This window comes from Burkholderia sp. AU27893, assembly GCF_002223205.1.
Taxonomy (GTDB): domain Bacteria; phylum Pseudomonadota; class Gammaproteobacteria; order Burkholderiales; family Burkholderiaceae; genus Burkholderia.
Window position 1 is genome coordinate 2,488,947 of record NZ_NKFD01000004.1, and the last position, 13,025, is coordinate 2,501,971.

Below are 13,025 nucleotides of genomic sequence, written 5' to 3' on the forward strand. Positions count from 1 at the left end.
ATGGGGTTCTCCAGACTCGGGGATTCAGCAGGGCGAGCCGGCCAGATGCGCCGGCCCTTGCGTCACGACCGGCGGCGAGACGAGCAGATCGGCAATCCGCTCGCTCGCGCGGCCGTCGCCATACGGGTTGTGCGCGCGGCTCATCGCGCGATAGGCGCCGCCGTCTTCCCACAGCTCGACCACCGCGCCGACCAGGCGCTCGACCTCGGTGCCGACCAGCCGCACCGTGCCGGCCGCGACGGCTTCCGGCCGCTCGGTGGTGTCACGCATCACGAGCACCGGCTTGCCGAGCGACGGCGCCTCCTCCTGGATGCCGCCGGAGTCGGTCAGGATCAGCCACGCGCGGCTCATCAGGTAGACGAACGGCAGATACTCCTGCGGCTCGATCAGCACCACGTTGCCGATGTCGCCGAGCAGCCGCGTGACGGGTTCGCGCACGTTCGGGTTCAGGTGCATCGGGTAGACGATCCGACACTCCGGATAGCGCTTCGCGATCTTCGCGAGCGCTTCGCAGATCTGCTCGAAGCCGCGGCCGAAGTTCTCGCGGCGGTGGCCCGTGACGAGGATCATGCGACGCTCGTCGTCGACGAACGGGAAGCGCCTGCGCATCTGCTGCGCCAGCGCCCGATCGCGCGTCAGGCGCCGGGTGACCGTCAGCAGTGCATCGATCACCGTGTTGCCGGTCACATGGATGCGCTCGACGGCAACGCCTTCGGCCAGCAGGTTCGCGCGCGCGGTTTCCGTCGGCGCGAAGTGATTCAGCGCGAGCGCGCCCGTCACCTTCCGGTTGGCCTCTTCCGGCCACGGCGAATACAGGTTGCCGGTGCGCAGGCCCGCTTCCACGTGACCGACCGGAATGCGCCGGTAGTACGCGGCAAGCGTCGCGCCGAGCGTCGTGGTCGTATCGCCGTGCACGAGGACGAGATCCGGCCGGAACGATTCCAGCACCGGGTCGAGCGCATTGAGGATGTGCCCGGTCAGGCCGCCGAGCGTCTGCCCGGCGCGCATCAGGTCGAGATCGAAATCCGGCACGATGCCGAACAGGTCGAGCACCTGGTCGAGCATCTGGCGATGCTGCGCCGTCACGCAGACGCCGCAGCGCACGCCGTCGCGGGCCCGCAGCGCGTGGACGAGCGGCGCCATCTTGATGGCTTCCGGACGCGTGCCGAAGGTAACGAGAATGTTTTCGGGGTGATGGGTCATCGGGTTCTCCGTCGGCGGATCGTGCGATCCGCAGCGGTGTGCGAATCGGCGCCGTCGTAGGCATAGGCGCCGTAGTTGCCGTACTGCGCGGAGCGCAGCCCCGGCCGGAAGCCGTTGAACACGACGGCGGTCGTGCGCGCGCCGGCGCGTTCGATCCGCTTCGCCGATTCGAGCAGCTCGCCCGTGGTCGTCACGCCGGAGCGCGCGGCAAGCAGGATCGTTTCGGCGTGCGCGGCGAGCACGACGGCGTCCGTCACGGGCAGCAGCGGCGGCGCGTCGAGCAGTACGATGTCGTAGTCGCGCGCCACGTGCGCCAGCACCGCCGCCAGACGATCCGACGACAGCAATTCGACCGGCCGCTCGGCGCGCGGGCCGGCCGGTAGCAAATCGACGTTCGGCGCGACGTCGCGCACGATCGCGTCGTCGGCGCTCACGCCGCCGCGCAGGACCGTCGACAGGCCGACGTCCGGCCGCACGCCGAAGCGCTTCGCCAGCTCGCCGCGCCGCAGGTCGCCGTCGACCAGCAGTACCCGCTGGTTCGCTTGCCCGAGCAATGCCGCGACATTGGCCGACACGAACGACTTCCCGACGCCCGCCGACGGCCCCGTGATCAGCACGCGGTTGTCTTCGGGGCGGTCCGTCAGATGAAATCGCAGTGCCGTGCACAGGCTGCGCAGCGCCTCGACGGCCGGGTCGCCCGGCCGCGCCAGCGACAGGATCGGCGCACCGCCATCCGCGGCCGCGCCGCGTTGCGTGACCTGCCGCTGCGCGGCGCTGTACGGCACCGTCGCCATCACGTTCAGGTTCGTTTCCCGTTCGACTTCCGCCGGATCGGTCGCGCCGCCGAACAGCACGGCACGACCGATCACGCCGCACGTGCCGAGCACGAGCCCGAACAGCGCCGCGATCACCGTGACCAGCGCCGGCTTCGGCCGCACCGGCTCATCCGGCACGATCGCGCGATCGATCACGCGCACGTTGCCGATCTTGCTCGCGGTCGCGAGCCGAAGCTGCTGGATGCTGTTCAGCAAGCCGACGTAGATCTCGGTTTGCACGGTGACGTCGCGGCGCAGGCGCACGACGTTGCGCTGCGCGTCGGGCAAGCGCCGGATCGTGTCGTTGAGCATTCCGATCTGCGCGTTGGCGGCCGCGATCTGCCGGTCGATCGCCGCCCGCTCCGGGTGAGCCGCCGTCAACGTCGACGCCAGCGCGAGCCGCTTCTGCTCGAGTTCGAACAGCGACGTCTGCGCGGCCGTCGATTGCGTCAGCAGCGCCTTCGCCTGCTCGGTCAGATCCACGATTTCATGGCGGGCCTGGTAGGTGTTGAGGCGATCCTCGGCCGCGCGCAACTCACGCTCCACCGCCGGCACCTGATCGCTCAGGAACGCCAGCGACTTCTCGGCGGTCGCCGCCCTGCGGTTCGCGTTCTGCCGCACGTAGTTGTCGGCGATCGCATTCAGCACCGCGGCCGCACGCACCGGATCGCGGCTTTCGTACGACACGCCGATCACGCCCGACTGATCCTTGCCGCGGTTCGCGATCGTCAGCTTCTTCTGCAGTTCGGCGAGCACGACCTGCTTCGAGTCCGCCTTCACGACGAATTGCGCGCCTGCCGCGCCCTCGAGGCCGGACACCTGCAGTGCCACGTCGCCGGCGGCCGTCGCCGCGCGCAGCGGCTCGCCGATCGTGCCTTCCACACTGCGATCAAGACCGGGGCCGGACAGGCGATAGCGCCCGTCGCCCAGCGACGTGACGATGAAGGTTCGCTCCACGAACGCGTGCGGCACGTCGAACACCGGAACGTCGATGCGTTCGTCGCCCCAGACGAACCCGCCGGCGCCGAACAGGCCGGGCGTCGACAGCCCGCCATTGAAGCGCGCGACGATGGCGCCGAGCACGGGCACGCGCCGCGGCCGGGCATCGACGTACAGGTGCTGAAGATCGACGACCGGTTCGGTCACGAGCCGCGAGCGCAGGATTTCCATTTCGCCGTCGTCGGTCGACTTCACGTCGAACAGCGCGCCGAGGCCGCCGACCAGCCCGCCCTCCGCCATGCTGCGCAGGTCGGAGCCGCCGCTTTCCACCTGCACGGCGATGTCCGCCCGGTAGACCGGCTTCGCGACGAGCGCATAGGCGGCCCCGAGCGCGGCGCACACGGCCGTGGTCGCGACGATGCACTTCGAATGCCCGATCAGCACGTCGAGCAGGCCGCGCACGTCGAGCTCGTCGGCGTCGCGCGAGAGAGGTTGATGTGGATTCGATGCGTTCATATGAGACTCACTGCAAGTGGTCCGGTGCGTCCGCACCGGTGTCCGGACGTCGCGGCCCGGCGCGTTCGAGGCCGGCGATCCTGGCGACCCAATCGGCGACGCCGTGCTCGATCAGCGTCGCCGCGTAGTCGTACACATGGCGGCTCCGGCGGTACGGATCCGGCACGTCGGCCATGTAGCGTTCGGCGAGGCGATACACGCGGCCCCGCGTCATCGGATACGTTCGCGCGATCCGCTCGCGATGCGCGCTCTCCATGACGAGAATCAGATCGGCCCACCGGCAGATCGCGTCGTCCACGCGCCGGGCCCGATGGGCGGCGAGGTCGAAACCGCGAGCGGTCAGCCATTCGTTCATCACCGGGTCGATCGCCATCCCGCCGGTCGCCGCGATGCCGGCCGACTCGATCGTGCAGCCGGGCAGTTCGCGCGACAGCAGCGCCTGCGCGGCCGGGCTTCGGCAGACGTTGCCGGTACACACCACCAGGATTCGTTTCATCATTTCGTGACGATTGCGGCCGTCAGGCCCGCGTTGATGGCCGGCAGCAGTTGCGCGAGCACGCGGCCGAAGCGCGCGAGCTTCGTGCTGTCGACGTACACGACGTCGCGCGGCTGGAGTTCGAATTCGTTGGCGAGCACCATCGACACCGGCGAGCGGCCGTCCAGATGAAAGACCTGCGCCTGCCGGTCCGCGCCGGCGCGAATCACGTAGGTCTGCTTCGGATCGGCCGTGCCCTGGTTGATGCTGCCGGCCTGCGACAACGCGTCGGCCAGCGTCAGGCGGCCGTTGCGAAGCGGCAGCGCCGTCGTCGGCTTGTTGACCTCGCCCATCACGTACACGCCGGACTGATCGCGCGCGCCGACCTGCAGCAGGTCGCCGTTGCGCAACACGATGCGCGCCGGATCGAGACGCTCGCGAATCAACCCCGGCAAGTCGACCGGAACGGCCACGCCGCCGCGCACGAGCGTCATGCGGCTCTGATCGGCATCGGCCGTGAAACCGCCCGCCCGCGTGACGGCCTCGAGCAGCGTCATCGGCACGTCGTTGAGCGGTTGCGCGCCCGGCGCATGCACTTCGCCGTCGATATAGACGCGATTCGCGCGGTACGACGCGACGCGCACCGTCAACTGCGGCGCGACGAACCACTTCGCGAGCCGCTTCCGGAGCACGGTCTGGATCTCGCTCGTGCTCAGGCCGGCGACAGGCAGTTCGCCCACGTATGGAAACGCCAGGTTGCCCGCCTGATCGACGACGAAACCCGTCGGCGGATCGGCGGGACGCACCGTCTGGTTGCCCGGGTTGCCTTGTGCCGCGGCCAGTTCCGGGTGATCCCACACGGTAATCTGCAGCACATCGCCCGCGCCGATCGCATAAGGCGCCGGGGCGGCAAACAGCACGGCCCGCGCCCGTTCGTCCTCCACCCGGGCGTCGCGCCGTTGAGCCGCGATCAGCGCGCCGTCGATCGACCCGATCGGCACCTGCGCCGCGTCGAGCGAAGCCGGCTCACGTTGCGGCTGGCCGGGCGATGCGGCATCGATGCGATGCATCGACACCGTCAGACCGCTTTCCTGCGTCCGCGTCGCGATGCCGCCGCCCGGCGGCGCATCGTGCGGGAGATTCATGTGCATGCCGGGCTCGACCGCGCAGGCCGACAGCAGCACGACGGACAAGGCCGTCAGCGCCGGTCGCGCGCCACGCGCCCATGAGCGGGATCGTTTTCCAGTTTCCATTCCTGTTGTCCAAGCCGCGTGCGTCGACGCGTCATTCAGTAAGCATTCCGATGGGTGAACCCGCACAGAACGGTCGCCGCGACGATCCGCATGTCCAGCGAGAACGACCAGTTGTTCAGGTAATAGAGGTCGTATTCGACCCGCTTCTGCATCTTCTCGACGCGATCCGTTTCGCCCCGATGCCCGTTGACCTGCGCCCAGCCCGTGATGCCCGGCTTGATCCGGTAGCGCTGGATGTAGCCGTCGACCTTGTGCTGGTAGAAGTGGTCATGCTCCACCGCATGCGGACGCGGCCCGACCACCGACATGTCGCCCTTCAGCACGTTGAGGAACTGCGGCAGCTCGTCGAGGCTCGTCCTTCTCAACAGCGCGCCGACCCGCGTGACGCGCGGATCGCCCCGCGTCGCCTGGCGTACCTCGTCGGCCTCATCCGTGTCGTGCCGGCGCATCGTCCGGAACTTGTAGATCGTGAAGATGCGTCCGTAGGCGCCCCGGCGCTGCTGCCGGAACAGCACCGGCCCCGGCGACGAGCACTTCACCGCGATCGCGATCGCCCCCATCGCCGGCGCGATCGCGATCAGCGCCAACGCCGCGAACACCCGGTCGAACACGGCCTTGGCCGCGAGCGCCCGTGCCGACAGCGGCGACGCGACCAGGTCGAGCGCGCGGCTGCGACTCGGGCGGCTCGGATGAAGCGGTGTCATGCCCGCCAGATCCGGCATGAACCGGATATCGACGAGATCCGTGTCGAATGCGCGCACGATCGCGCCGATGCGATCGGCTTCCGACAGCGGCAAACCGATCCAGACCTCCCCGACATGCGCGCGACGCACGCATTCGACGAACGCCCCCAGGTCGCGGTGGATTGCCGTGTCGCCGGTTTCGCCGGCCGGCACGCCTGCGGACAGGTCGAGGATCGCGGCGACCGGAAGCCGCACCGTCTCATTGCGTGCGTCGCGGCCGGCAAGCGCCAGACAGCGTTCGCGGTGCCCGACGAGCGCGACCGGTTTGCGGCGCGCGTTTCGCGCCGCGGCGCGGACATCGAGCCAGCGCCACAATGCCTGCGACACGATCAGCGCGACCGCCGACAACACGAACCAGCCGACCACCCAGCCGAGCGTGGCGCCGGACCGCGCATCGAACGCGACGACGGCTGCCGCGCCCACGCACAGGGCGACGCCGAAGCCGGCCGGCGCCAGCCACACGCGACGCCACGGCATCCGCTGCCCGCGCACGCCGTACAGGCCGACCAACGGAAACAGCACCAGTGCGCACACCAGCGCAATCGCGATCAGCACGGCGTCCGCTGTCGAGTAAGGCGAATCGCCCAGCCAGCTTTTTGCCGCCCATGCAGTGCCGGCGAGCAGGCCGGCGTCCGCGAGCCGGAACCAGGCCTCCTTCCCGCGAACGACCGACCCATAGCTTGCGTAATCGAAAGAGTGCATGACATCTGATCGGCCCCCGTCCCGATCGCGCGACGACGCACCGACAGCGTGCGTTCGCGCCGGAACGAATCGATCGCCGACTCGGTCGGAGGCCTTTTCCTATTATTAAGCAATGCGAAACATAGTGTTTTTAAACGACCGCCGATTAACGTCACAAACTGTTAATTGTTGGCTCCGAACGTCACGATCCGATCGCGCGAGAATGGCTGTCTCACCCTGCCAATCACCGGGCCACTTCTATAAGGAACGATGCATGACTGGATACTGCCATCGTGACCCATTGATTTGAATCGGACATGTCCCAAAGAAATTGGTATAGGAGCCGGTCTCGTCCTATTTATAGTTATTCGAATTCAACTAGTCATAAAGGCAAAACTGGTCAATCCATTGCCCAGCCTTGTCATCCGCTCCACGCATCGCCCCCCGGCAACAGTCGAAGCAACGTCGATGCTGACACGTCGGGGCAGCCCGTCGCGTGATCCACTAAAAATCCGACAAAAACGATCACTAAAGGAGTCCCATTAGGACTTGTTCAATTCTCATCCTCGAAGGCGTTTCGTAATATCCATCGACTCCCAGCATCCGGTCCTCATGCAGTTATCCGGACCGAAAGCCAACACGATCAAGGTGGAAGATTCGCCCCATGTATTGCATCGCTTTTTCATGCGCCTTCCGCGAATCCCGCCAGATAGCCGGCTTTCCCCGCCTTGACGTTCGACGCCGCTTGCATGCCCCGCGCCTGCGATCCCATGCAGCGATCGGCACGCGCCCGGCCTTCCCTCCGTTTCCGGCTCCCCAACAATCCGACCGGCACATGCTCGCGCCAGGCATGCGTCCGCGTTCGTCCCGGCCAACTATCGGCAGCGCTGGCGTGTCGCGAGCCGCACCGGATTGACGAGCACCGCCCGACGGCCCGCACCGGCCGGCACACGGGCAGCAAGGCCGGCGGCTCGCCGCCGGCCACCACGCGGAACATATGTTTCGCGTCAACGCATGCATTCATCAGGCATGCGAATCACCTTTCCAGGTGAAGCACCCAACCACGAGGAAATGACCACGATGAACAAGACCTACGCACTGGTGTGGAATGGCGCGCAGCGCTGCTGGACCGCGGTCGGGGAAACCGCGCGGCGCCGCGGCAAGTCCGCCGGCGGCAAGCACGCCGCCGTCGCCGCCGTCTCCCTGCTCGGCTTCGTCGCCCTGCCCGCCTTCGCGCTGCCCTCCGGCGAAGCCGTCACCTCCGGCAAGGCCGACTTCGTCCGCTCCGACGACGGCCGCTCCATGAACATCAACCAGCACACCGACAAGCTCATCACCAACTGGCAGGACTTCAGCATCGCCGGCGGCGAGCGCCTCGCGTTCAACCAGCCCAACAGCCAGTCTCTCGCCCTGAACCGCGTGATCGGCTCCACCGGCAGCCGCATCGACGGCAACCTCTCCGCCAACGGCCGCGTGTTCCTCGTCAACCCCAACGGCGTACTGTTCGGCTCCGGCGCACAGGTCAACGTGGGCGGCCTCGTCGCCTCCACCCAGAACCTCGCCGATGCCGACTTCCTCGCCGGCAACTATCGCTTCTCCGGTTCGTCCACCGCCTCCGTCGTCAACAACGGCAAGATCACCGCCGCCGACGGCGGCAGCGTCGCCCTGCTCGGCGCGCGCGTCGCCAACAACGGCACCATCCAGGCCAAGCTCGGCCGTGTCGCGCTCGGCGCGGGCAACGCGTTCACCGTCAACTTCGACGGCAACGGCCTGCTGAACCTGCAGGTCGACGCCGGCGCCGTCGACGCACAGGCCTCCAACGGCGGCCTCCTGAAGGCCGACGGCGGCGAAGTGCTGATGACCGCCCGCTCCGCCGGCAACCTGCTCGACGCCGTCGTCAACAACACCGGCACCATCGAGGCGCGCGGGCTGAACGCGCGCGGCGGCAAGATCACCCTCGACGGCGGCATCGTGAAGGTCGCGGGCAAGCTCGATGCGAGCGCCGCGGCAACGGGCGCGCCCACCGGCACGGTCCTCACCCGCGGCGAGCGCGTGACCGTCGCGAACGACACGACCGTCGATACCCGCTCGGGCAACGCCGCCGGCACCTGGACCATCGAAGCCGCCAACGCCGGCGTCGGCGGCGACGGCTCGATCGCCGCCGACACGCTGTCGCGCAACCTCGGCACCACGAACGTCGCGCTCACCAACACCCGCAACGACCTCAACGTCGACGCGCCCGTCTCGTGGGCCAGCGACTACGCGCTCACGCTCACGTCGAAGAACGCCAACGTGAACCTGCGCAAGGCGCTGTCCGCTTCCGGCGCGAACGCGAGCCTCGTCGTCAACGCAGCGGACCGCATTCGCGTGAGCGACGCCGTCAAGCTCACCGGCCGCAACGCGCATCTCGAGCTGAACGCGAAGAACGGCCACGCGTTCGAGACGGCCAACGCCGTCGTCACGCTGTCCGGCGACAACGCGTCGTTCCGCTCGAACGGCGAGGACTACAAGGTGATTCACACCCTCGACGAGCTGCGCGGCGTCGATTCCAACCTGAAGGGCCGATACGTGCTCGGCAACGGCATCGACGGCAACAACGCCGAATTCCGCAGCATCGGCGGCGACTATGCGTTCACCGGCAAGTTCGACGGCCTCGGCAATGCCATCAGCCGCCTGAACATCACCAACCCGGGGCGCGGCATGGTCGGCCTGTTCGCGATCAACACCGGCCGCATCGCGAACCTTTCGCTACAACGCATCACGACGACGGCGCTGACCCCGCGCAACGGCTTCCCGGTCTCGATCGGCACGCTGGCCGGCGCGAACCTCGGCGAGATCTCGAACGTGACGGCTCGCGACATCTACGTCGCGGCCAGCGGCCCCGCCTATATCGGCGGCCTGGTCGGCTCGAACTACAGCGGCACGATCGACCGCGCGACCGTGTCCGGCAAGGTCGACGGCGACCAGTCGACCCTCGCGATCGGCGGGCTGGTCGGCGAGAACACCACGGTGCTGTGGCCGCGGTCACCCGCGGCGAAGATCAGCAACAGCCACGCCGACGTCCGTGTTGCCGCCGCGCGCAGCGAAGCCATCGGCGGTCTCGTCGGCACCAACGACGGCGTGATCGAAACGTCGTCGAGCGCAGGCAGCGTCATCGCCAGCGGCAGCTTCGCGAAGATCGGCGGTCTCGTCGGCGTGAACCGGAAAGGCAGCGTCATCACCGGTTCATGGTCGTCCTCCTCCGTGACGGCCGGTCAGAACGCCAACGCCGGCGGCCTCGTCGGCGTCAACGACGGCGAAATCGATACCTCGCGCGCCCACGGCGATGTCGTGACGGCCGATTCCGCTTCGGCAGGCGGGCTCGTCGGCCTGAATCGCGGTCGCATCGCGGATTCCCAGGCATCCGGCAATGTGAAGACCGGCGCATCCAGCCGCGCAGGTGGCCTGGCCGGCCAGAACGAAGGCGCGATCGCCCGCGCGACGGCCGCGGGCCGTGTGCTCGCAGGCGCCAATAGCATGGCCGGCGGCCTCGTCGGCCGCAATGCCGGCACCGGCGACATCCGGGCATCGACCGCTCGCGGCGACGTGCAGGTGCTCGGCAAGGGCACGCTGGGCGGCCTCGTCGGCGTCAACGAAGGGAGCATCGATGCGTCCAGCGCCGAAGGTACGGTCACGGCGGGTAACGACAGCACCGCGGGCGGCCTCGTCGGCGACAACACCGGCAAGATCGCCGGATCGCGTGCATCCGGCAAGGTCGTGGCCGGGAATGCAAGCGTCGCGGGCGGGCTGGCGGGCAGCAATACCGGCACGATCGCGTCGTCGAGCGCGACCGGCGACGTGCTGGCCGGCAACGACAGCACCGCAGGCGGCCTCGTGGGCGTCAACAAGGGAACCGTCGATCGATCGGACGCATCCGGCAACGTGACGGCCGGCATCCGCAGCGCGGCCGGCGGGCTGATCGGCCGCAATGCAGGCACTGTGCTCGCATCGACCGCCACCGGCAACGTGCAGGCGGGCGCGCAATCCGACGCCGGCGGCCTGATCGGTCGCAGCGAAGCCGGCCGCGTGGCGGAATCGGTCGCGTCGGGCAGCGTGGAGGCAGGCGACAACAGCACGGCCGGCGGCCTGATCGGCCGGCTCGGCGGCGCTGTCGACGGGTCGCGTGCGACCGGCTCGGTTCGCGCCGGCGCCCAAAGCCAGGTTGGCGGGCTCGTCGGCCTCAACGGCGGTACGATCGCGAAGTCGTTCTCCAGCGGCACCGTCTCCGGCGGCCGCAATGCGCACCTGGGCGGCCTGGCCGGCATCAACCTCGGCCGCATCGAGGGCTCGACGACCGACAGCCGCATCGCGTTCACGAGCGGCTTCGGCCAGCTCTACGGCGCGCTCGCGGGCATCAACTACGGGACGCTGAGCGGCAATCGCACAAGTAGCAGCGGTGTCGCGCTGGTCGGCAGCAACCTGGGTCAGTTGAAGGACTAAGCGGCGGGATAAACGGAGGCCGGCGTCGTGCATCACGAGCCGCCGGCCTCCGTCACCTGCGTCGTCCGACCACGGCCGCGCAATTCGTTCCCCTGCTTGCTGCGCGTTGCATCGACGAGTCCATCATGCGTCTGGCGCGTGATTCACCGGATCCATCCCGACCCATGCAACGAACACCTGCAACAATAAGCCGGACGAATACAAAGCGTCCTATGGACGCATCGTTCGCAACTCACGATTCCGCGCCGCACGCCGGCTGGCCGGGTATCGTTACGACGCGCCCCGACAATGGTCGAGAAACGCCGGATATACATTGAAATCGTCCAGCGCATGGCCGCCGATTTTCGCGCCGTTGATCGTGTCACGCACGTTCCCGGTGGCGGTCACGCGCGCGTAGCCGCCGATCTGGGTCACCAGGCGCGGCGCCACTCGGTTGTCGCGCTGCCGCAGCGTCAGGCCATGCCGGGCGGCCGCCTTGACCTCGTGTTCCCGGCAGCGCTCCAGCAGGCGCGAATCGGTGGGATGAGCGACTGCCCTCTCCATCACAGTCGAGTCGACGATCACGCGCTTCAGGCTCGCGCGCTTGATAACCTCTGCCCGTTTGGCCGCTTCGATCGTCGCCGCCAGCAGTTATTCAACGCGCGCCTCACCCAGTCATGCACGGCAAATAGGATGCGTCGCCCCTCTCTCGGCAGCCCCTCCGGTGACGAACAATATCGTTCCTGCCGCACCGGCTGACGTATGCTCGAAGACAGGTCGCGAAATCGCTCACGATTTCGTCACGACCGTGAACGTCAGTACGTCACTATAGTCGCCGGGCTTCAAGGTCTTGTCGACCGTCGTTCTGAAGGTCGGGGTAAAACAAGTTTTTCCGGAGCCATCGAACTTGAGTGAAACGTTCCCGGTATTCGGAAGCATCAACGAGGTACCCGCACCCTCGAGCTTGACGTCATAGGGCACGATTTGAGTGGTGTCAGCCAGGTTGCGAAGCCTGAATTTCGTTCCGTCTCGACCATTCTGGCTGATTGCGTCGATTGTGAAGTTCTTTGTACCGACTGCCGCCCCGGAGTAGGTAAAACAGAGCCGATCCGCACTGTTCGACATCTGCTTCTCCTGGGTTCCCTGTGGAAGCTCGCCAAGATTCCAGTCGGGTGCCGACATGGAAATGCCGATGTCCGGCGGAGGCGGCGTCTCCGGGTCGATGACCTTGCATCCACTCGTCATGTCTTTGCTGACATACACACCGCCCGTATTCTCGGCGACGTTGTTTGCGCCCGTAAAGTTCGCCGCCCGCAGTGAAACGGCAGGCCAATCTTTTACGACCTCGTCACTGATCAAGACCTCAAAATTTGCTATGAAGGGCTCTCGCGTAACCCAGGGTCCCGTGCCGCCATAATTATGATACATTACCCAAAGGCCATCATCAAAATAAGTAGTGTTTACGGAACCATTGAGGGATACGGATTTAGCTGCAGCACTACTCGATTTCATTCTCCCATTTTTATCATACGTATAAATCATTAACCCCCGACTCTTAAAATCCCATCCCAGTATTCCGAACCCCTCCTTGAAATCCACTGCAATGCGAATCGTACTTGTCCCATTCCCATTATTGGTCCACGAGCATGCTTCGTACTTGTTAATCACGTCACCCGAAAAAAGCACCCATGAAAATGCTTTACCGGAAACAACAAGCAGAATTACCATTAACACCGACTTCATTTTCATCGCATCCACCTCTCACAACGAATATTTCGCGCCTACGTCACTGAAAATCTTCGCGACGCGCCCGTTATTGAATGGCGACTCCTTTTCAGGTGGCACACGCCCCCCGCTGACCACAAGTCGCATTCAGCGAAAATATTGATATCTCATTATTCCCCGAATTATCGTGCCGACAACAAATCGGCTCACCGTGCTC

The 13,025-nt window shown here is 66.7% G+C and carries 7 protein-coding genes and 1 pseudogene; 1 reads left to right on the forward strand and 7 read right to left on the reverse strand.

Annotated elements, in window-relative coordinates; all coding sequences use genetic code 11:
- Positions 1-24 precede the first annotated feature (24 nt).
- Genes wecB through CFB47_RS31100 form a run of 5 tightly spaced genes read right to left on the reverse strand, consistent with a single transcriptional unit; the run spans position 25 to position 6,646 of the window.
- Positions 25-1,203, reverse strand: coding sequence for a non-hydrolyzing UDP-N-acetylglucosamine 2-epimerase (gene wecB / locus CFB47_RS31080; protein ID WP_089463324.1), 1,179 nt, complete (start codon positions 1,201-1,203; stop codon positions 25-27).
- A complete protein-coding gene (locus CFB47_RS31085; RefSeq protein ID WP_089463325.1) occupies positions 1,200-3,473 on the reverse strand; it encodes a polysaccharide biosynthesis tyrosine autokinase in 2,274 nt (757 codons plus the stop codon). The genes wecB and CFB47_RS31085 overlap by 4 nt, the downstream gene beginning before the upstream one ends.
- A 7-nt stretch (positions 3,474-3,480) precedes the next feature.
- Positions 3,481-3,972 (reverse strand): low molecular weight protein-tyrosine-phosphatase, encoded by a 492-nt coding sequence (locus CFB47_RS31090; RefSeq protein ID WP_179259005.1) that lies wholly within the window; start codon positions 3,970-3,972, stop codon positions 3,481-3,483.
- Positions 3,969-5,201: a polysaccharide biosynthesis/export family protein gene (locus CFB47_RS31095; RefSeq protein WP_256946779.1), complete on the reverse strand. Its 1,233-nt coding sequence runs from the start codon at positions 5,199-5,201 to the stop codon at positions 3,969-3,971. Before CFB47_RS31095 ends, CFB47_RS31090 begins: the two co-directional genes overlap by 4 nt.
- Before the next feature lie 35 nt (positions 5,202-5,236).
- Positions 5,237-6,646 (reverse strand): undecaprenyl-phosphate glucose phosphotransferase, encoded by a 1,410-nt coding sequence (locus CFB47_RS31100; protein WP_089463327.1) that lies wholly within the window; start codon positions 6,644-6,646, stop codon positions 5,237-5,239.
- 1,059 nt (positions 6,647-7,705) lie between these two features.
- On the opposite strand from CFB47_RS31100, the gene CFB47_RS31105 reads away from it, so the two are divergent.
- On the forward strand, positions 7,706-11,104 hold the full coding sequence (locus tag CFB47_RS31105; RefSeq protein WP_089463602.1) for a GLUG motif-containing protein: 3,399 nt from the start codon (positions 7,706-7,708) through the stop codon (positions 11,102-11,104).
- 390 nt (positions 11,105-11,494) lie between these two features.
- Here CFB47_RS31105 and CFB47_RS31110 read toward each other — a convergent pair.
- Both CFB47_RS31110 and CFB47_RS40800 read right to left on the reverse strand, forming a co-directional pair.
- Positions 11,495-11,758, reverse strand: a pseudogene (locus tag CFB47_RS31110) (IS5/IS1182 family transposase); the annotation flags it as partial.
- 114 nt (positions 11,759-11,872) lie between these two features.
- Positions 11,873-12,832, reverse strand: coding sequence for a hypothetical protein (locus tag CFB47_RS40800; RefSeq protein ID WP_143330887.1), 960 nt, complete (start codon positions 12,830-12,832; stop codon positions 11,873-11,875).
- Between the last annotated feature and the right edge of the window lie 193 nt (positions 12,833-13,025).